This window comes from Hymenobacter cheonanensis (assembly GCF_030581075.1).
Classification (GTDB): Bacteria; Bacteroidota; Bacteroidia; order Cytophagales; family Hymenobacteraceae; genus Hymenobacter.
The window spans coordinates 100,504-121,399 of sequence record NZ_JAUQSW010000015.1 but is presented as its reverse complement, the minus strand read 5'-3'; the positions used below and the strand labels follow the sequence as shown (position 1 = coordinate 121,399).

14 protein-coding genes are annotated in these 20,896 nt (G+C 63.4%); 6 read left to right on the top strand and 8 right to left on the bottom strand.

The window, feature by feature from the left end:
• Positions 1-157: 157 nt before the first annotated feature.
• Entirely contained in the window at positions 158-541 is a 384-nt protein-coding gene (locus Q5H89_RS22025) for a hypothetical protein (protein ID WP_305021493.1), read from the bottom strand.
• Here Q5H89_RS22025 and Q5H89_RS22020 point away from each other — a divergent pair, their 5' ends adjacent.
• Positions 542-2,704, top strand: coding sequence for a DUF1156 domain-containing protein (locus Q5H89_RS22020; RefSeq protein ID WP_305021492.1), 2,163 nt, complete (start codon positions 542-544; stop codon positions 2,702-2,704).
• Between the two features lie 131 nt (positions 2,705-2,835).
• The gene (locus Q5H89_RS22015; protein WP_305021491.1) at positions 2,836-6,153 is read left to right on the top strand and encodes a DUF499 domain-containing protein; all 3,318 of its coding nucleotides are present in this window, start codon (positions 2,836-2,838) and stop codon (positions 6,151-6,153) included.
• 899 nt (positions 6,154-7,052) lie between these two features.
• Here the strand turns inward: Q5H89_RS22015 and Q5H89_RS22010 are convergent.
• The 5 genes from Q5H89_RS22010 to Q5H89_RS21990 form a co-directional block, all read right to left on the bottom strand.
• On the bottom strand, positions 7,053-8,024 hold the full coding sequence (locus Q5H89_RS22010) for a PorP/SprF family type IX secretion system membrane protein (RefSeq protein WP_305021490.1): 972 nt from the start codon (positions 8,022-8,024) through the stop codon (positions 7,053-7,055).
• Positions 8,025-8,099: 75 nt separating this feature from the next.
• Positions 8,100-13,007, bottom strand: coding sequence for a T9SS type B sorting domain-containing protein (locus tag Q5H89_RS22005; RefSeq protein WP_305021489.1), 4,908 nt, complete (start codon positions 13,005-13,007; stop codon positions 8,100-8,102).
• 433 nt (positions 13,008-13,440) lie between these two features.
• On the bottom strand, positions 13,441-13,728 hold the full coding sequence (locus Q5H89_RS22000; protein WP_305021488.1) for a hypothetical protein: 288 nt from the start codon (positions 13,726-13,728) through the stop codon (positions 13,441-13,443).
• A gap of 342 nt (positions 13,729-14,070) precedes the next feature.
• Entirely contained in the window at positions 14,071-14,592 is a 522-nt protein-coding gene (locus Q5H89_RS21995) for a hypothetical protein (protein WP_305021487.1), read from the bottom strand.
• Between the two features lie 87 nt (positions 14,593-14,679).
• On the bottom strand, positions 14,680-16,002 hold the full coding sequence (locus tag Q5H89_RS21990) for a M23 family metallopeptidase (protein ID WP_305021486.1): 1,323 nt from the start codon (positions 16,000-16,002) through the stop codon (positions 14,680-14,682).
• 159 nt (positions 16,003-16,161) lie between these two features.
• Between Q5H89_RS21990 and Q5H89_RS21985 the strand changes: the two genes are divergently transcribed.
• The 4 genes from Q5H89_RS21985 to Q5H89_RS21970 all read left to right on the top strand — a co-directional run bounded on the left by Q5H89_RS21985 (position 16,162) and on the right by Q5H89_RS21970 (position 19,393).
• The gene (locus tag Q5H89_RS21985; RefSeq protein WP_305021485.1) at positions 16,162-17,028 is read left to right on the top strand and encodes a hydroxymethylglutaryl-CoA lyase; all 867 of its coding nucleotides are present in this window, start codon (positions 16,162-16,164) and stop codon (positions 17,026-17,028) included.
• Between the two features lie 4 nt (positions 17,029-17,032).
• Entirely contained in the window at positions 17,033-17,539 is a 507-nt protein-coding gene (locus Q5H89_RS21980; protein WP_305021484.1) for a hypothetical protein, read from the top strand.
• A 2-nt stretch (positions 17,540-17,541) separates the two neighbouring features.
• Complete coding sequence (locus Q5H89_RS21975) at positions 17,542-18,291, top strand: (Fe-S)-binding protein (RefSeq protein ID WP_305021483.1); 750 nt, start codon at positions 17,542-17,544, stop codon at positions 18,289-18,291.
• A gap of 169 nt (positions 18,292-18,460) precedes the next feature.
• Positions 18,461-19,393, top strand: coding sequence for a cation diffusion facilitator family transporter (locus Q5H89_RS21970; protein ID WP_305021482.1), 933 nt, complete (start codon positions 18,461-18,463; stop codon positions 19,391-19,393).
• A gap of 21 nt (positions 19,394-19,414) precedes the next feature.
• On the opposite strand, the gene Q5H89_RS21965 is transcribed toward Q5H89_RS21970, so the two are convergent.
• Together Q5H89_RS21965 and dapA are read right to left on the bottom strand one after the other, a co-directional pair.
• Complete coding sequence (locus Q5H89_RS21965; RefSeq protein WP_305021481.1) at positions 19,415-19,978, bottom strand: 2OG-Fe(II) oxygenase; 564 nt, start codon at positions 19,976-19,978, stop codon at positions 19,415-19,417.
• A 26-nt stretch (positions 19,979-20,004) separates the two neighbouring features.
• On the bottom strand, positions 20,005-20,868 hold the full coding sequence (gene dapA / locus Q5H89_RS21960) for a 4-hydroxy-tetrahydrodipicolinate synthase (RefSeq protein WP_305021480.1): 864 nt from the start codon (positions 20,866-20,868) through the stop codon (positions 20,005-20,007).
• Positions 20,869-20,896 lie beyond the last annotated feature (28 nt).

Here is a 20,896-nt window from a genome sequence, read left to right as displayed (position 1 = left end):
CGCATCTACCCGCTAGGAATGTAAAAATGACCCTGGTCTCTTCGGCCGTGCCCGCAGGCTCTCCCAGGCGGCCCCCCACCCCCCCCCCTCCCCCCCCCCCCCCCCCCCCCCGCAAAATGCTGAAAACAAGCAATTTACGAGTGAGTGCGAGCTTGAATTAACGGCCCTGCTGGCCGACTACGACTACCACGAGCAGGCCCTGCACGCGGCCGAACAGGCCCTCTACCGCCACTCCGACCGGCACGCGCCATCGCCCGAAGTAGCCCGTCTGGAAGCCGAGCTGCACGCGGCCACCGAGGCGTTTCTCGACCGGATGCCCCGCGTGTTTGACCCGTTTGCGGGCGGCGGGGCCATCCCACTGGAAGCGGCCCGGCTGGGCTGCCGGGCCTTCGGCAACGACATTAACCCTGTAGCTCACATCATTCAGCGGGCCTCGCTGGAGTTTCCGCAACGGTTTGGCAAGCCCATCACGTACAGCTACGCGGCTTTCGTAGCCCGCTACGGCGAGCCGGAATATGCCCGGCAGCACGCCAAACAGCACGTGCTCGACACCTCCACCGGCAGCATCCGGCTGGCCAACCGCCTGGCCTTCGATGTGGAGTTTTTTGCTCGCCGCCTACTGGGGCGGGCCGAAGCCGAAATCGGCCACTTCTACCCCGCCGACGAAAAGGGCCGCAAGCCCATTGCCTACTATTGGGCGCGGGTGGGCACCTGCGCCAACCCCAGCTGCCGCGCCGAGGTGCCGCTGCTCAAGCAGTTTTATTTATCGAAGCGCCGGGGTACTTCATCGAGCAAGTGGGTGCATCTTAAACCCAGCATCACAGGTAATAAAATAACCTTTTCGATTGCTAAGGGTGAGTATGAAAATTCCGGCTGGAATAGTAGGGGCAATTTAAATTGTCCGGTATGCGCAAGCATTACCAACGCCAGTTCTCTTAAAGCAGAATTTCATCAAAATGGTATAAAAGAAATTCTCATCGCAACAATTAAAGAGGGAAACACTGAAAGACTGTATGAATTGCCGAGCCAGAAAGACGAGGAAGTAATAAATGGCTTGCCATCTCCTGCCTTGGTGCTTAGTGAGAAGTTGCAGGTTGGCAATAACCGTAATTTCAACACGCCAGGCTGGAGTGTGGACTCGTTCGGTCAGATGTTTTCAAAAAGACAGTTGTTGACATTTGAAAGGCTGCTTTGGGAGTTAGAAAAACTCAAAAAAGAGGAGCTTTTTATTGAGAACGAATATAATAGGGCAATTGTGACTTACCTCGGGGTACTAGTCGACCGCATTGCTGCTCGCAACACTTCTTATGGGGTTTGGCATATACTGCAGGAAACCGTTGAGCATCCGTTCGGCAGGCAAGCTATTCCGATGGTTTTTGATTATCCTGAAATGAATCCTTTCGGTTCTTTATCAGGAAGCGCATATGGTCAGCTCGATTCCATCGTCAATTTTATTCAAGAGGAATGCGGCGAATTTTCGGCTGTTTGTAAAAATGCTTCGAGCGGGGATGAGTCCCAATTCGAAGCGAAATCAATAACAGCTGTTGTTACAGACCCGCCCTACTATGATGCCATTGCTTACGCTGATTTATCAGACTTCTTTTACATATGGCTGAAGCGCACCCTTGGGAATGTTTATCCATTGAATTTTGCGTTTCCTCTAACACCCAAAAAGGAAGAATGCACAGCCCTTAAGCATCATCACAAAAACAACGATGCTGCAAGAGCACATTTTGAAAAGAAGCTACAAGGCATTTTCAACACCATTGAGCGGCAAACCTCTGATATGGTGAGTATCATGTTCGCCCACCAAAGTACCGAGGCGTGGACCACGCTATGTAATTCGGTGCTAGGTGCGAACATGAATATTACGGGCAGTTGGGCAATTGATACGGAGGTAACAGGTGCATTGAAAGCAGAAAAAGCCTTCCTTTCTTCCTCCGTCACCGTGGCGTGCCGGCCCGTGGTGCGGCAGGGCGAGGGAAACTACAAGCGGGTGCGCGACGATATCGAAGCCACCGTGGCGCGGGAGGTAGACGAGCTGTACCGCCTGGGCTTCCGGGGGGCTGACCTGCTGACCGCTTGCTTCGGGCAAGCTGTGAGCGTATTTGGGCAGTACGAGCGGGTGGAAAAATCGGACGGTACCCGCGTGACGGTGGCCGAGCTGCTGGCGCTGGCCCGCGAAAGCGCCTTCAAGGCCCTACTCAAGGGGTTCGACGGCGACGAGTACACCAAGTTCTACATCGGCTGGCTCCAGCTCTATGGCCTCACCGAAGCCGATTTCGACGACGCGGCCAAGTTCAGCCGGGCCGGCTTGCAGCTCAACGTGGCCGAGCTACTCAGCCACGGCATCTTCGCCAAGAAGGGCAATAAGCTTACGCTGGCCACTTCGGCCGAGCGCCTGCTGGAGCACAAGTCACTGGGCGTGAATGCGGATGACTTGCTGCTCGACCAGGCCCACCGGGCGCTAGGCCTCTACCACCGGGGGCAGCGCCGGCCGCTGGTGCAGCACCTGGCGCGGGTGGCCCCGGCCCCCGAGCGGCCCTTCTGGCGGGTGCTCACGGCGCTGGGCGAGGTGCTGCCTGCCGGGGCCGATGACCACCGCCTCACCGCCGGCCTGCTGGCTGACCGCGACAGCCTGCTACGCGAGGTGAAGCAGCTTGACCAAGTCCAAGCCGGGGCTACCGGCGACCTGTTTGCCTAGGCCAGTAGCGCGGACTTTCAGTCCGTGAGTACCAACGCCACCACTTGCGGATTGAAAGTCCGCGCTACTGCCCACACCGCCAAAGCGGCCCTGGTCTTCTTTACTCAACACGCGCCACCCTAGTACTCGCTATGTCACTGACTACCTATCAGAAGCAGAATTTATACAAAGGCCTGGGCCTGTTTATTGAAGCCTTTCGGCCTTACGTGGTAGAGGTGCTGCGCGGCGCGCACGGCGACGCCTGGGCCGAGGCGTTTGTGGAGGCGTTAGGGGCTGGCCAGCGCGAGTCGTGGCAGCAGGGGCTGCGGGCCGGCTCCGACCCCGTTACGCTGGTCGATTTCCAGTATCTGAACTCGTTTGCCTACAAGTTTCGCGAGCTGCTCAAAGCCGACTTTGGCCGCCACGCCGGCGCGCTGGCCAGTTGGTTGAAGGAGGTGGCCGAGGTGCGTAACAAAATTGCCCACTATCACCAGGAGTTGGATGAGGACGAAGCCGCCAAGGCCTGGATTCACCTCAAAACCATTGCCAAAGCCATGCGGCAGCCCGACCTGGAGGCCGAGCTGCAAAGCCTACGCAGCTTGCCCGCCGAGCCGCCGGCCGTTGCGCCCGCTCCGGTAGCCCAGCCCGAGGCGAGCGGCCCTAGGGCCTGGTTTCGGGTGGTGGAGCCGGCGCTCGACATCCGGCAGGGGCGGCTCGATGAGAGCATTTTCGCGGCCAACGTGGCCGAGGTAGCCCTGGGCAACGGGCGCGAGCTGTACCGCGACGCCGATACGTTCTTCGCCAAAACCTACTTTACGCAGGGCCTGCGCACGGTGGCCCGCCGCGTGGTAGAGGGCCTGAACGGCGGCGGCGACGGCGAAAACCGCGTTATCTCGCTGCAAACCGGCTTCGGGGGCGGCAAAACTCACACCCTGATTTCGCTCTGGCACCTGGCCCGCACGGGCGAGCGCCTGAAACCCGCCGTGGCCCAGGAGCTGCTGGCGGCCGGCTCGTACCAGGCCCCGCTGCTGCCCAACTTTGCCGAGGCGCGGGTGGCCGTATTTACTAACACCACCAACAACGTGGCCGAGGGCCGGCAGGTGCCCAACGGTGGCCCCCGCCTGCACACGCTGTGGGGCGAGCTGGCCTGGCAGCTGGGCGGGGCCGCCGCCTACGAACTGGTGCGGACCTCCGACGAGGAGCGGATTTCGCCGGGCGGCACTTTTCAGCGGGTGCTGGAGCTGGTGGGTGAGCAGCACGGCCCAGCCCTGTTGCTGCTCGACGAGCTGGCGGACTACTGCGTGCAGGCCGCCGGCAAAGTGGTAGGTGCCAGCACTCTGGCCGACCAGACTATCAGTTTTATGCAGGCCCTGACCGAGGCCGTGGCCGCCGCGCCCCGCGCCGTGCTGGTGGTAACGCTGCCCGCCAGCGACACCGAAGTGAGCACCACTGCCGAGGCGGGCCAGATTTTGAGCCGCTTGCAGGGCCGCGTGGGAAGGGTAGGGGCCGATACCCAGCCCGTGCGCGACGACGAGATTTTTGAGGTGGTGCGCCGCCGCCTGTTCGAGAACCTGGGCCCGGAGGCGGTGCGCCTGGCCGTGGCCGGGCAGTACCACGACTACTACCAGACGCTTTTCAGCGACCTGCCCGGCCCGGCCTTGCAGGCGGGCTACCGCCGGCTTATGGAAAAGGCCTATCCCTTTCACCCCGAGTTGATTGAGGTATTTCGGCAGCGCTGGGCCAGCCACCACGACTTCCAGCGCACCCGCGGGGCGCTGCGCCTGCTGGCCGCCATCCTGGCCGACTTGTGGCAGCGCCGCAACAGCCTGCCCGGCAAGCAGTGGCTGGTGCACACCAGCGACGTACGCCTCGAAAACCTTGACCCGCTGACCGGCGAGCTGAAAAAGCTCTACGGCAGCGGCTACGAGGCCGTGCTCACGGCCGATGTGGCCGGCGCGGCCGCCAACGCCCGCAAGCTGGACGAAGCCAAAAAGGAGTACGGCGACCGGCACCTGGCCCAGGGCCTGGCCACCACCATTCTGCTCAACTCGTTTGGGGGCGATGGCAGCAACAAGGGCCTGAGCGTGCGCGAATTGAAGCTGAACGTGGTGCGGCCCGCCGATGAGCTGAACCACAACACCATTAACAGCGTGCTCGACGAGCTGGAAGCAAGCGCCCACTACCTCTACTACGCGGCCGGTGGCGACGGCAAGCGCTACTGGTTTCATACCAAGCCCAACGTCAATATCCTGATAAACCAGGCCAAAAACGACGTGACCGAGGCTAGCGTGGACAGCGAGATTCAGCGGCGCGTGCAGGAGAAGGCAGGCCGTGTGGCTGGCTTCCGGCTGCTGCTGAACCCCGCCTCCAACGACGTGCCCGAGCAGCAGCAACTAACCTTGGTGCTGCTGCCGCTCAGCCAGCGCCTGCGTTCCGACGGCACCTTTGATAAGGCCACCGCCCGCCGCATCGAGGTCATTGCCACCAAGCGCGGCACCATCGAGCGCATTTACCGCAATACGCTACTGTTTTTGCTGGCCTCCGACCTGGGGGCCGCCAGGCTCAACGCGGCGGTGCGGGACTACCTGGCCTGCGAAAAAATCCGGCAGGATTATAACAGCCAGCTGGAGCCCGAGCAGCGCCTCGACCTCAAGCGCCGCAGCGACGAGTGCCAGGCCCAGGTAGAAAAAGCCCTGATAGGTGCCTACTCGGTGGTAGCCAAGTACCGCGCCAAGGACGGCACCCAGCTGTTGCATTTCAAGGAGTTTGCCGCCACCTTCGACCAGCAGCTCACTGCCAACCTGCCCGCCCTGCTCGAAGCCGATGAGCTGTTGCTGCGCAAAGGCGTGGGCCTGGGCACGCTGCGCCAGCACGGCCTGCTGCCTGAGGCCGCCCGCCCGCTACGAACTAAAGACGTGTACGAGGCCTTCCTGCGCTTCGACGACAAGCCCTTAATATGGAACCAGGCCGTGGTGCAGGACAGCTTGCTGCGCTTCTGCGCCAGTGGCGACTTTGGCATCGCGGCCAGCGACGACGGCCGCGACCTGAAAACCGTGTGGCTGAAACAAGCCGTACCGCTCTTTGAAGTAACCGAGCCTAGCTACTGGCTTATCGACAAAGCACGGGCGGCTGAGCTTCTGGCTAAGGTGCCGGCTAGCCCCCTTGCATCCGCCACGGAGGCGGTGGTAGTACAGCCTGGCCAACCGGCTGCGGAGCAGCCGACCGCTGCTTCCGTGGTGGGCGAGCCGCGCGTATTGCGGGCCGTAACGGTGTCGGGCCAGGTGCCGGTCGAAAACTACACCCAGCTCTTTGCCAGCTTTATCCGTCCGCTGATAGATAACCGGGTGGAAATCACGGTCAGCATCAAAGGGCGCTCTACTACTGCTAAGCCGCTGACGGAGAATAGCGCCGAGTATAAAATTATTAAAGAATCGGCGCGGCAACTGGGCCTGAAGCTGGAGGAGGAATAGTGGGTGAACGCTGGGGCGCGGCTGGCTCTATGAGATATTATGGGCATCGGTGGTATAGCTAGCTGCAAATTTCAATTTCATCAGGCTCGATTGAAGCAGCCAGCAATATCACCGGCGCAAATCGCCGGACGCTATTTCAATTCCACCGGCTCCTATTTAAACTGCCTGGTGAGCTAGAACCGGCCGGGCGCTATTAAATTTCAATTCCCTCAATTCAAGTGATACCCAAGTATGAGGTCGCCAAGTGAGTGCGCCACAAATGTTCCAATTCCGTTTGGTTTGCTTAATGAATTGTAAAGCAAGATGTTAGTGAAAAGTATCAGCTTTTTTCAATTCTGCCTGTTCCGATTAATACCCTCCGGTACGGCTGGATAGGCAACCACGAATTTCAGTTTCAATTCCACTTGGGCTAGGGTAAATTCCTGCGTCAAGATGCTGGTGTGCTTCAAATGCCAGCTGGTCCGATTGAAGCACGCCTGCCAGCAATGCTTCCGGCAGTATTTACGGGGCGCCGGTAAAAATATTGGTAACCTACCAACCCTAAGGGGGCCAGCCCCCGCCGGTGGAAGCCTTGCGTCAGCACGTTCAGGTGCGGGCGTTGGGTAGGATGAGCGGAAGGCGCAGGCAGCGCATCTTAGTAGCACTACCGCCAAAAGCGACGCAGCTTAAAAACTGAGAACAGCCCGGGCAGTAGCCCGGTTAGCCGCGTTGTCACGCATTAAGCGAGCGAAGAAGGCACCCGGTGGAATGGCCGGCCGGGCACCGGCGCAATTCCTCAGCGCGGCGCTTGCCGTGGGCGCCCGCGGCGCTTTCGCCTGCCGATGCTGAAGCTTTCCCCTGCCTGCGCCTGGCCACTCGCCGCTAGCCGGCAGCCCGGGCCACCGCCCGCTGAGGCCGCCTTACCAAAATTTACTGACGCACGTGCTCTGGTTTTTCTTCTTGAGCCGCAGCCCTATCAGTATTTCGTGGCTGCCGCCGTTGTAGCCGGCCAGCTGGCTGGTGCCGGCATCGTAGGAGTAGCCCAGCGTAAACTGCTCGTAGCTGAGACCCACCATGGCCACCACCGCGTCGAAGGCGCGCCACGACACGCCGGCCCACAGCAGGTCGCGGTACTTGAGCTTGGCATTGATATCGAGCGAAAGTGGCGCCGGGTTCACCGACTTGAGCAGCACCGACGGCACCAGCGAAAAGTCTTCGCTCAGCGGCACCCGCACCCCGGCCGTGGCAAAGTAGTGCCGCTTGAGGGAGTTGCCGGGCGCACCCACCCCTAGCTGATTGGGCCCGTAGGCAAAGTCGAGCTGATTGCCAAACAGCTGCGCCCCCGACAGCCCCAGGTAAAAATCGGGGCTGTAGAGCCACAGGCCGGCCGAGGCATCGACCACCCGCGAGGCGGCGCTGGCCGCCACAGTAGTAGGGTCAAAAAAGTGTAGCTGATTGCCATCGACGGAGAACTGCTGCATGCCGGCCGATACGCCCAGCGACAGCCGGATGGTGCGCGTAAGCACCGCGTTGTAGGCGTAGGAGCCGTAGACCCCTAGCCGGCTCGTGGGCCCGGTCACGTCGTTGTACACCAGGCCGCCCACCGCGTGAAACCCCCGCAGCGGCTCGCGCCGGGGGCGGTTGTCGGTGCCCCGCCAGGGGGCCAATGAGGAGCTGCCGCTGACGTAGTAGGTTTTGGGCGCCCCCTCCAGGCCCGTCCACTGGGTGCGGTAGCTGGCCTTGAGGTCGATATAATCCTCCACGCCCGTGGCCCCCGGGTTGATGATGTAATTATTGTTCATGTACTGGCTGTACTGCGCCTGCTGCTGGGCCAGGGCCGGCCCGGCGGCCAGCAGCAGCGGCCCTAGCGCGCCCAATAAAATCTTTTTCATAGCGGATAATACCTTGTCGATGAGCTGGATAAAACCCCGTTCGGCAGTGCTGAGCCCCACCGAACGGGCTGCTGCTTAGTACAGAATCGTAATGGAGCCCGCGTAGGACTTGCCCAGCGGGCCCTTCGTAACGACGACGTAGTAGTAGGTGCCCACCGGCGCGGGCTGGCCGTTGATGTCGCCGCGCCACTCGTTGGCCCGGCTGTAGTTTTCGGCCGAGAAAATCTTGTTGCCCCAGCGGTTGAACACGGTCACGGTATTATCGGGGAACTGCTCGATGAACTCAATCTGCCAGGTGTCGTCGCGGCCATCGCCGTTGGGCGTGAAGGCATTGGGGATGCGAATGGCCGGGCGCACGGTCACGGTTACCTGGTCGGAGCTGGCGCAGCCGCCGGCCCCCGCCGAGAGGGTGTAGGTGGTCGTGACCAAGGGCGCCGCAATGGGGTGCAGCGGGTCACTGGCCGGAATGGTGAGGCTGGCGCTGGGCGTCCACGTTACGGGGTAGGTGCCATCGGCGCTGCCCTCCAGCACCACCGAGGTGCCGGCCAGAATCTCCTTGTCGGGCCCGGCATTCACCACCACCGGCGGCTGAATGCGCACGACTATGCCCGCCGAAACGACCGTTACTACCTGGCCGCAGTCGTTGGTGGTGCGCAGGCGCAGCGTCACGGTCTGGCCATCGCGCAGCGTGGTGCTGGTGAAAACCGGGGTGGTGGCCCCGGCCACGTCGGTGCCATTCACCTGCCACTGGTAGGTAGGCGCAGGGCCGGCGCCGGTTACGCTGGCGATGCTGAACGTGAGCGGGTCGCCCTGGCAAACGGGGCCGCTGGGCTGCGCCGTAATGGCCAGCGTAGGCAGCGGCGTGGGCGTGCGCGTAATGGTGACGGTGGCCGTGGCCAGGCCCGTGCTGCACAGGCCCACGGTAGGCGTCACCTCTACCTGCACCTGGTCGCCGGTTACGAGCGTGCTGCTGGTGAAGGTAGGCCCGGTGGCCACGGCCACGCCATTGACGAGCCAGCGGAAGGTGGGCGCGGCACCCGCGTTCGTGACCACGGCCGTGAAGGTGAGCGGCGTGCCGGGGCACTGCACCGGCGGGGTGGCCAGGGTTACGGTGGGCGTTACGGCGGGCGTCACGCGCACCGCAACAACATTAGAAACCGGTGCGGCGCAGGTACCCGAAGTAGCCCGCCGCCGGAAGTAGGTAGTGGCCGTGAGCGCGCCCGGCGCATAAGTCGCGCTGGTAGCGCCGGCAATGACCGTCCAGTTGGAATTATCAGCCGAGGATTCCCACTGGTACGTGTAGCTGCCGGTGCCGCCGCTAGCCTCACTGATGCTTGTGAGGGGGGCCGGCGTGGCGCCGGAGCAAATGTCCTGGTCGGCCGCAATGCTGCCCGGGGTCAGCGTGGGCAATACCCGCACGGCAACGGACGCGGAATACACCGGCCCGCAGGCGCCCGACGTTACCCGGCGCCGGAAGTACGTGGTAGTTGCGAGCGGGCCCGGCGCATAGTCGGCGCCCGTGGCGCCCGCAATAGCCGTCCAGGCGCTATTGTCCGGCGATGATTCCCACTGGTAGCTGAAACTGCCGGTGCCGCCGCTAGCCCCCGCCGTGCTGGTGAGGGTGGCCGGGGTGACGCCCAGGCAAATAGTTTGGTCGGCCCCGATGGTGCCGGCCGCCAGGGCCGGGGTTACCGTGATGGTGACCACGTTAGACACCGCCGGCCCGCAGACCCCCGACGAGGCCTGACGCCGGAAATAGGTAGTAGCCGCGAGCGGGCCGGGCGCGTAGGTTTCGCCCGTAGCCCCGGCGATGTTCGCCCAGGTTACGTTATCCGCCGAGGACTGCCACTGGTAACTGAGCGGGCCGGCGCCCCCGCTGGCGGGGGCACTGCTGGTGAGCGGGGCGGGAGTACTGCCCGCACACAGGGCCTGGTCGGCGGCAATGCTACCGGCCACGAGCGCGGGAGCCACCGTAATGGTCACCACGTTGGAGGGCGTGGTGGTGCAGGCGCCGGCGGTTACCTGGCGGCGGTAGTAGGTAGTGGCCGCGAGCGGGCCGGGCGCGTAGGTTTCGCCCGTAGCGCCCCCAATGGCCGTCCAGGTCACGTTGTCCGACGACGCTTCCCACTGGTAGGCAAACGTGCCCGTGCCCCCGCTAGCCGCGCTGGCGCTGGTAAGCGGGGCCGGCGCGGTGCCCGCGCACACCGTTTGGCTGGCGGCTATGGTGCCCGCGCTCAAGGCCGGCAGCACGGTGAGCGTAACGGCCGGCGAGTACGCCGGGCCGCAGGCCCCCGAGGTTACCTGGCGGCGGAAGTAAGTGGTAGCCGTCAGAATGCCCGGCGCATACGTGGGGCCGGTGGCACCCGCAATGTTCGTCCAGGTGGCGTTATCGGGCGATGACTGCCATTGGTAGGTGTACGTGCCGGTGCCGCCGCTAGCCCCCGCCGTGCTGGTGAGGGCGGCCGGGGTAGCACCCGGGCACAGCGTCTGGTCGGCGGCTATAGTGCCGGCCACCAGGGCCGGCGATACCGTGATGGTGACAACGTTAGACACCGCCGGCGCGCAGCCGCTGCCCGAGCTGGCCCGGCGCCGGAAATAGGTCGTGACCGTGAGCGCGCCCGGCGCATACGTGGGCCCGGTAGCGCCCGCAATGGCCGTCCAGGTTACGTTATCAGTCGAGGCTTCCCACTGGTAGGTGATGGCGCCCAGGCCGCCCGTGGCCACGCTGTCGCTGGTGAGGGGGCTAGCCGTGGCGCCCCCGCACAGGGCCTGGCTGGTGCCGATGCGGCCGGCCAACAGGACCGGGGCCACGGTTATTTTAACCGGGTTGGAAGGCTTAGCCGAGCAGGCGCCGGAGCTTACCTGACGCCGGAAATAGGTGGTAACGGTGAGCGCACCGGGCGAATATGTTTCGCCCGTGGCCCCGGCAATGGCCGTCCAGGTCACGTTGTCCGGCGAGGCTTCCCACTGGTAGGCAAACGTGCCGCTGCCGCCCGTGGCCGGGGCCGTGCTCGTGAGCGGGGCCACCGGGCTGCCGGCGCACACCGCCTGGTCGGCAGCAATGGTGCCGGCCGCCAGGGCGGGCAGCACGGTAATGGCTACCGAGGCAGTAAAGGTGGGCGTGCAGTAAGGGCCCGACTGGTTTGGCAGCAGCAGCTGCACCCGCCGCTTGAAGTAGGTAGTGCCAACCGGCAGCGTGCCTGGGGGCGTGTAGCTAACCCCCGTAGCGCCGCTGATATCCGCGAAGGTGACATTATCCGAGGAGGATTGCCACTGGTAAACGAGCGGCAGGCCGCCATCGCTGAAGGCACTGGCCGTGCTGGTGAGCGGGGCCGGGGCCGTGCCGGCGCATAGCGTCTGCGGAGCCGCAATGCTACCCGGCACGGGGAGGTTCGGTACCAGAATAGAGCCCGTGCTTTCGCGGCAAAAGCAATTGGTGGTAATGCGCAGGGTTACCGTGTAGGTACCGGGCGTAGCATACACGTGCACCGGGTTTTCCTCGGTAGAGGTGGCCCCGTCGCCAAATTTCCAGGAGTAGGTTTTGTTGTCGAAGTCAATGGGCGGCGCCGTAAAGGTGATTTGGCGGCAGCCGGTTATCTCCGCGCTGGGCCCCACCCGCAGCAGCGAGCTTTGGTTGAAATTGACCAGCCCCAGGCCACTGCGGCGGCCGCTCAGCTGCAGCGTCACGCTGTCGTCGGCGTAAAGGGCCTTGGCCCCCACCGAGTCGGGGTGGGCAATGAAGCCCAGGGCCGGCTGGTTTTCGCGGGCCACGTAAATCTTGCCATCGGGTGCGGCTTGCAGCGAACCCAGGTTCACGGGCGTTTTTTGCTTGAGCGGCAGGCTCTGCTTGTTCAGCGGGCCCGTGCCGCTGACGTTGAATTGCAGCAGCTTGGGCGGGTTCATGACGGTGGCGTAGAGCTTGCCGCCGGCCGAGAAATCGACCCCGTAGTACTTGCCTTCGCCACGGTCAACGATGTACGGCACCCGCGGATTGACGCTCACCGTGCCCGTGCTGGTGTCGAAGTTAAATAGCTCAACGGTGCTGCTGCTATCGCCCAGCACCTCGCTGTAGCGGGCCACGGCTAGCTGCTGGCCGTTGGGCGTCACCTTCATCTGCCCGCGGTAGCCTAGCGGCGAGGCGCTCGGCGCGTGCAGCGAGCCCACAGCCGAGATAACCGGCGCGTCGATGAGCACCGGGCCCAGGCCAGCCCCGCCTACCAGCCGCACGCGGTAGGCCAGAAAGGCGTCGCCGCGGTTGGCGGTGCCCGACTTAGCATCGCCCCAGCCGTGCACGATAATCCAGATGTCGCAGCCGTTTTTGTGAAATACGCCCGTCATTTTCTCGGTGGTGCCCTGGGTGAGCGGCGTGTTTTTGGTGGCGGCTACCACCGTGCCGGGCCCGCCGCCGGCCGGAATAATAATCTCCGACCAGCTCAGGCCCTTGGGGCCGCCCGCCGCGTCTTGCGTAAAAATGAGGTAGCGCGTGGCGGCCCCCGCCGTGCCGGGGGGCGGGCTGCCGGGCAGCCGGATGGGCAGCGGCCCATCGGTCACCAGCCGGTTGCCGCCCAGGCCCGTGCCATTGGTCATGATGCTGCCGTTGGCATTCCAGATGGTGTCGCCGTTGCTGTAAAAGAGAATCTTGCCGGTACCATCCGACATTATCCCTGAGCCGGCGGGGGCCGTCATTTGGCCATCGGTGAGCACTTTGGGCGGAATGGAGTCGGTAGCCGAGTTGAAATCGAGCCCCGCCTTATAGCCGAAGTACCAGGTGTTGGCAAATTTCTCGTCCTGGCTGCACTCGGGCGGCGGGGCGGCCACCTGCGCCAGGGCGGTGGTGGCCGCCCCGCTCAGCAGCCAGAGCAGCAGCGCCAGCAGCCAGCTAGCCGCCGGGCGCCGGCGGGGGGCGCTGGCCGCCGCACCGGGCCGGGCAACGGGCAGCGTAGGGGTGGGAAATTGGACCGGAGACGATAGCTCTGCGGGCATAGAAGGGCGGGTAAGTGGGCAGACAGGTAAGTGGATACCTAGAAAAGCAACGTCCCACTTGCCGCCCGAAAAGAACGGAGCCTGCTGACCAGTTATTACTCGAAAAAAAGCACGCCTAGCCAGTATCAGTAAAGCTACGCACGGCTAGCCAGCTTTAGGCAAGCCACTGCCCGAATAGTACCGCCGGGCTGCCCTTGCGCGCCATTTCTGCCCGGCCCGGCCCTTGCCTCGCGTTAGCTGCGCCCGGTTTTCAATTCGATAAAGCACCGCTGGCGCCCACGCGGCCATTACCGCAGCAGCCCAAATCTCTGCCCGTGCTGCTGACCTCTCAGAAGCTGTTTAAGTCAGCAAAAAGCGGTTGTCATTGCAAGCGTAGCGCCGCAATGACAACCGCTTTACAGGTCTGTTCAATCAATACCAGGCAGCTGCTTAGCTAGTTAGGGCAGGGCGGCCGGCGCGCAAAGCCGGGCTGCTCGCCGGGGCGTAGCGACTCTTGCAGCTGCGAGTCGAGCAGCGCATACTGGGCCATATCGAGCAGCTGCTGGGCCCGCTGGCGCTCGGGTGGCGTGGGTGGGGGGCCGGCCAGCAGGTAGGCGAGCAGCTCGGCTTCGGTGCGCTGCAGCAAGGCATCGGCTTCCTGGGCCAGGCTAGGCCGGGCGCCCAGTTCCAGGTAGAGGCGCACGCTGGCGCGCAGCTGGTCTTGCCAGGTGGCGGTTTGCATGCGGGCAAGGAGGCTGGGGCGCGGGGTAGCAAGTTTATCCATGCCGACATAAACGAAAGAAAAAGTTCCGCCGGATTGCCCTGCTTTCTAAAATTTCTCTAACGGCAAGATGGGCAGCGGGTTTCTTTGCCGCGCGGGCCCTGGTAGCTACCGGGCGGTGGCAGCAGTAAGTACGCTTGCCCACCGCCAGAAGAGCCGCACCGCCCTGGCTGTAGCGGCAGGCCCCTTAGTGCGCCGGTGGGGCACTAAGGGGCCTGCCCCGGCAAATTGCCGGTTAACGAGGGGCCGGGGCGGCCGCTGGCCGCTGGGTAGAAAAGCAGCGCGCGCCTGCCGCTGCGCGTGCTACGCGCCGCTAGAGGCCGCCGCCTTGGTACGCAGCAACAACTCGAGCTGCTGCACGGCCCGGGCCAGCTTCGACTGCGACTCGGTGGGGCGCAGCGGCAGGCCGCAGCCCGTGGCATACTCGCCGGGGTTTTGCTGCAGCCAGCTCACGGCCTCGTCCAGCTCATCGAAGATGGCTAGCTGCAACAGGGGCAGCCGGTTGATGATGGTTTGCACAATGTTGCGGCCGCGCAGGCCGGGCGCACAAACCCAGGCAAATTTTTCGACGCCGGCCAGGGTCAGGAAGGGTAGAAACTCCTGGGCGAGCCAGCCGGCTACTTCCCACTGGGTGGTAGTGACTTGCACATTGCTGTTGAGCACCCGGGCGTAGGGGCGCCCCAGCACGCAGCGGCCCAGCTCGAGGCAGGCCACCTGCACGGCGGGCAGGGTTAGCTCGCCGTGCCAGTCGGCAAAAAGCCAGTTGTTCCAGCTGTCATAATAAATAGCTATACTAGAGGTGCTGCGTAATAAGTGCAGGTTCATGGAAAAGAAATAAGGCGAAGCGAATTTACGCGCCGCCATACGTAATTCTTTGCCTGACCGGTGGTTTGCCCCTGGTAGCGCCGCGGCTTATATTTTAGCCCAGCCTTGCTGCCCGGCCGGGCCACGCAAGAGCGAGTAGCCGGCGCTTTGGCCCAGCACGGCCACTGGCGTGTGCAGCGGCCAGGCCGCCAGCGCCGGCGCGCCCGCCGCGGGCGCCAACTGAATTTCGTGGGCTGCCGCCAGCGTGAAGCGCCGCAGCGGCTGCGCCACCGCCACGGCGCGGGCGGCCACGTAGCGCCGCTGCCCGCCAGGCAGCTCTACCCGCAGATAGCCGGCGCGCTGGCCCAGCACCAGCAGGGGCAGGGTGGCGGGTAGCTGCCGGCTGGCCGCGCTGGCGCGCACCCACTCGCCCCGGCGGTCGGGGCCCGGCAGGGCGGCGGGCACGGCATCGGCGCGGTGCAGAAACGGCCAGGGGTCTACGGCGCCGCCCGCGCGGTAAATGCCGAAGTGCAGGTGCGGTGCCGTGGTGCGGGCGTTGCCGGTGTTGCCCACCAGGCCCAGCGTGTCGCCGGCGCGCACGCGCTGGCCGGGCTGCACCAGCTGCCGGTCGAGGTGGGCGTAGTAGAGGTGCTGGCCCTGGGCATCGGCCAGCCACACCACGCGGCCGCCGAGGGTAGTTTCGCCGGTGCGGGTGATGTAGCCATCGGTGGCGGCCACGGCGGGCGTGCCGCGCGGGGCGAAAATATCGACGCCCTCGTGGCGCCGCGCGCCGCCGTCGCGCCCATTGCCCCAGAAGCTGCCGATGGCCTGGTCGGTGCGCCCCTTCACCGGAAACAGCCCTAGCCCCGGCCCGCGCCACAGGCGCAGCGTGTAGCGCCCGGCGGCCAGCAGCTCGGGCTGCACGCGCAGCAGGTGCTGGCCATCGTTGGCCACCGGGTAGCTGTAGTCGTAGGTGTCAGCGGCGGTGGTGTCGGTGGCGGTCCACTTCAGCAGCTCGGGCGGCTGGCCGGGGGCTAGCGCAAAGGCATCGACAAACACGCGCGGGGCCAGCACCGGGCCGGGCGCCAGCGTGAGGCGCACGTGCACCAGCTCGCCGGCCCGCACGGCGTAGCGGTAGCTGGCCGCCGTGGGCTGCTCGGGGCGGAAATACCCGGTTTCGAGCACGGGCAGCGTCACGGTGAGTGAGTCGCGCAGGGCCTGGGCGGCGGCCTGCTGCCACTGCCGGCCCAGCGCGGCTTCCTGCAAGCCGGCGCGGTCGAGGGCGCGGGCGTAATCGTCGTGCGGGGTGGTTTTTTGAAATAAAGCCGCCAGGGTCTGGGGCTTGCTGCACGAAGCCAGCAGGGCTAGCAGCACCACTAAAAAGCCCCCGGCCTGCCGCCTGTCAGGGGGTGCGAAAAACGAGAAAAGCATACCTGCCCAACGCCCGCGCCGCCGGGCAAGTTCGACTAAAACCGGGTGTCATTGCGAGCGCAGCGCAGCAAGTGCATCCGAACGATTCGTGCTAGGGTCGTTCGGGTGCGCTTGCGTCGCCGGCCCGCAATGACGGGGATTTTCTACCTTCGCCTTACTATGCCCACCCACCCCGTCGTCCTCACCGAATGCCCGCGCGATGCCATGCAGGGCCTGCATGCCTTCATTCCGACCGCCACCAAAACGGCCTACCTCCAGCAGCTGCTGGCCGTGGGCTTCGACGTGCTCGACTTCGGCTCGTTTGTGTCGCCCAAGGCCATTCCGCAGCTGCGCGACACCGCCGAAGTCCTCGCCGGCCTCGACCTTAGCCAGACTAAGACCAAGCTGCTGGCCATCGTGGCCAACCTACGCGGGGCCGAGCAAGCCGCCACCCACCCCGAAATCAGCTACTTGGGCTTCCCGCTCTCCGTCAGCGAAACCTTCCAACGCCGCAACACCAATCAAACCATCACCGAGGCCCTCGCCGACGTAGCCGCCATGCACGCGCTCTGCGAGCGCGTGGGCAAAACGCTGGTGGTGTACCTCTCAATGGGCTTCGGCAACCCCTACGGCGACGCGTACAGCCCCGCCGTGGTAGCCGACTTCACGCAGCAGCTTGCCGCGCTAGGGGTGCGCATCGTGGCCCTGTCCGACACCATCGGCGTGAGCACGCCCGCGCTCATCACGCCCTTGTTTGAGGAGCTGATTCCGGCCTTCCCGCAGATTGAGTTTGGCGCGCACCTGCATACCACGCCCACCACCTGGCGCGAGAAAGTGCAGGCCGCCTACCAGGCCGGCTGCCGCCGCTTCGACGGCGCCCTCGGCGGCATCGGCGGCTGCCCCATGGCGGCCGACGTGCTCACGGGCAATATGGCGACGGAGAATTTGGTGGCGTATCTGGAGGAAGAGGGCGAAGAATTAGGGCTAGATAAAAAATCACTGATGCAAGCGCAGCAAATGGCAAGCTCAGTTTTAGCTTTTGCGTAGCGAAATGCCCGAAGAAAATCAAAAGAAAATATTAGGCCGCTTCCTTTTGCTATTACTCTTGTTGGGTATTAGCTGGCAGTTTACAATGATTTGGCGAGAGTTTAGGGCTGATTTGAAAAAGCTAAGCAAGGTTTCAGGAGTGCCAGGTTCTATCGAAGTAAAGTACTCAAGAACCAATCCTCCGCTTACTTATCTACGCTTTTCCTTGATTGGCAGCAAGGATACTTTCGCTATTCGCTCGCCGGACTGCGATGATAAACTCAGTGTTTTAGCAGATAAGCTGCGTTATAGTAAGCAGGCGATGGTCTACTATGACAATAGCTTTTTTAGTCAAACTACTGCCGGGTGTCGCAAAGCCTTTCAAGTAGAAACTGAACAAGAAATAATCTACCCTATTGAAGAGTTGCGCAAAAGCGCATCAACCGGGTTGATTTGGGGAGCACTGTTCATTTTTGTGATGGCAATGAGTTTTTTAGGTTTTTATCTACAAGGCCACAGGGCCAATTCATAACCGTGTCGCAAGTTCCCAAAGTCGATATTTTCATCCCCTGCTTCGTCGACCAGCTTTACCCGCACACCGCCCTAAACATGGTGAAGGTGCTGGAAAAAGCCGGCTGCCAGGTGCACTACAACCCCGCCCAAACCTGCTGCGGCCAGCCGGCCTATAATGCGGGCTACAAAGCCGAGAGCTGGGATATTGGGCACAAGTTTCTAAGCGACTTTGCCCCGCCTGCCAGCGGCGAAATGCGCTACATAGTCAGCCCTTCGGCCTCGTGCGTGGGTATGGTGCGCAATGCGTACACTCATCTGTTTACGGAACGTGAGGAGCATTATATGTGCCAGGGCGTGCAGGCCCGCACCTACGAGCTTACCGAGTTTCTGACTGATGTGCTGAACATCAGCACTATTCCGGGGGCTAGCCTGCCCGGCACCTACACCTACCACGACTCCTGCTCGGCGCTGCGCGAGTGCGGCATCCGGGAGGCGCCGCGCCGGCTGCTCGATGGCGTGGCCGGCCTCCGCCGCGTCGAGATGGCCGAAACCACCACCTGCTGCGGCTTCGGCGGCACGTTTGCCGTCAAGTTTGAGGCAATTTCGGTGGCCATGGCGCAGCAAAAGGTCGAGCATGCCCTGGCCACTGGCGCCGACTACATCGTGAGCACCGACGTGAGCTGCCTCATGCACCTGGAGGCGTACATCAAGCGCGAGAAGCTGGCTATCAAAACGATGCACATCGCTGATGTGCTGGCCAGCGGCTGGTAGCCGGAGTTCAATTATGAATTTTTAATTAAGAATTATGAGTGAGCGGCCAACGGCGCGGCCGAATGAGCGTAAGGAAAGCGCGGCTAGCTAGCCATGTCCCGGTACTCGCCAGCAACTGCTTAGCCGCTGTGCCACCTTTCGAGTCAATTCATAACTCCTAATTTGCCCAATGGCCGGAGGTTCTAAAATAGTCGTTTACGGGGCCATCGGGGCCAACCTTGCCATTGCGGCGGCCAAGTTTACGGCGGCGTTTTTTACGGGCAGCGCGGCCATGCTCTCCGAAGGCATCCACTCACTGGTCGATACCGGCAACGGACTGCTCATCTTGCTAGGCCTGTCGCGGGCCAGCAAGGCGGCCGACGACGAGCACCCCTTCGGCCACGGCAAAGAGCTGTATTTCTGGACGATGATAGTGGCCGTGCTCATCTTTGCGGTGGGCGGCGGCCTCTCGCTCTACGAAGGCTGGATTCACATTGAGAAGCCCGCCCCGCTCACCGACCCCACCTGGAACTACTGGGTACTGGGCCTGGCCGTGCTCTTCGAAGGCATCGCCTGCTCGCTGGCCTTCCGCGAATTCAACAAAACGCGTGGCGACGCCGGCTTCTGGCAGGCCCTGCGCGCCAGCCGCGACCCGGCCGTGTACGCCATTCTGCTCGAAGACCTGGCCGCGCTCGTGGGCCTGGTTATCGCGCTGGGCGGCGTGTATTTCGGGCACCTGCTCAATAATCCGTATTTCGACGGCGGGGCCTCCCTGGCCATCGGCGTGCTGCTCATCGGCATGGCCGTGTTCATGCTCAAGGAAACGCGGGGCCTGCTGGTGGGCGAGGGCATCGACGACGCCACCCGCGCTAGCCTGCAAGCGCTGGCCCAGGCCGACCCCGCCGTGCAAAGCATGCGCCCGCCCATGTCCATGTACCTCGGGCCCACCGAGGCCTTCCTGGCGCTCGACGTGCGCTTTCGGCAGGACCTATCCGCCCAGCAGGTCGAAGACGCCGTGGGCCGCCTCGAAAAAGCCATCCGGGCCCGGCACCCCGAGTTCAAGCGCATTTTCGTGGAAGCCGAGTCGTTTGCGCCCGAGCAGCGGGCTAGCCCCGCTCCCTGAAAAAGAGCCCCCGAATGCGGGCTAGGCCTCCGTAGCCGGGGTTTCGGTGCGGTACATTACATCGGAGCGCAGCACGTATTTCACGCCCTGCGTCACCTCGCTGCCCTCGTGGTAGAGGCTGTGCAGGAAAAGCAGCGCCATGCCCTGCCGGGGCCGGATGCGCACGCCCCGAAACGTGGTGTCGCCGCCCTGAAAGTTGTCGTTCAGGTACACCATAAAGGTGAAATAGCTTGCCTCCTGCGCGTTGCGGACGTAGCTTTCATCGTAATGACCCTTAAACTTATGCCCGCGCTGGTAGCGATAAAAGCGAAACAGCTCATTGAGGCCGATGGCCGTGCTATTGCCTAACCGAGCCGGCGCGCAGGGCGCGAGCTTCTGCCACAACTCCTGCGCTAGCTCCTCACTGTTGAGAAAGGCCCGGCTGTTGTTGCGCACGTCGGTCTTGACCTTGCTGCCGCTCGCCGTGTTCACCTTGGCCAGCTCGTAGCCGATTTCCTCACTGCGCACAATGTACTGTAAGCACTCGGCGCGCGTGAGAAAATCTTCGACCGTGAAAATATTATCGGCTACTTTGGTAAGGTGCATAGGCAAACAAGGTAGGCAAACATAGCTTACAACAGCGCCTTAATGCGCGCCGTCAGGCTCTCGCTGGCGGGCACCAGGGGCAGGCGCACGGCGGGCTCGCACACGCCTTGCAGGGCTAGCGCGGCCTTCACGCCCACGGGGTTGCCCTCTTCGTACATCAGCGGGTTCAGGCCCACGAAATAATAGAGCAGCTGGCTGGCGCGGGCAAAGTCGCCGGCCAGCGCAGCACGGGTCATGTCGCTGAATTTCTGCGGAAATGCGTTGCCCAGCACCGAGATAATGCCCTGGCCGCCGCAGGCAATGAGCGGCAGCGTGAGCATGTCATCGCCGCTCCAAAACAGGAAATCGGCCGGCTTTTTCGCCAAGATGGCCAGGCACTGCTCCACGTTGCCGCTCGCCTCCTTGATGCCGATAATATTGTCGTGCTGCGCCAGCTTGAGCGTAGTATCGGTCGAGAGGTTGGAGCCGGTGCGGCCGGGCACGTTGTAGAGGATGAGGGGTAGGGGCGAAGCCTCAGCGAGGCGCTGATAATGAGCCAGTATGCCCGCCTGGCTAGGCTTGTTGTAAGCGGGGCTAGCCGACAGAATGGCCTCAATGCCGCTAGGGTCGAAGCTGCGCAGCTGGTGCTCTACAGCGGCCGTGTCGTTGCCACCGATGCCGTACACAAGCGGCACGCGGCCGGCCACGTGCCGGCGGGCAACGTCCAGCAATTCATTCTTTTCCGAAGCCGTGACGGTGGGCGACTCGCCCGTTGTGCCGTTGATTACCAGGTATTCGACGCCGCCTGCGATGTTGAAATCGAGCAGGCGCTCCCAGGCTGCCATATCGACCGCGCCGGTGGCGGTAAAGGGGGTCACCAGGGCCACGCCGGTGCCGTGTAGTTTGTTCATCCGCTGTGGGGGTTGTTGCTTTGTGCAA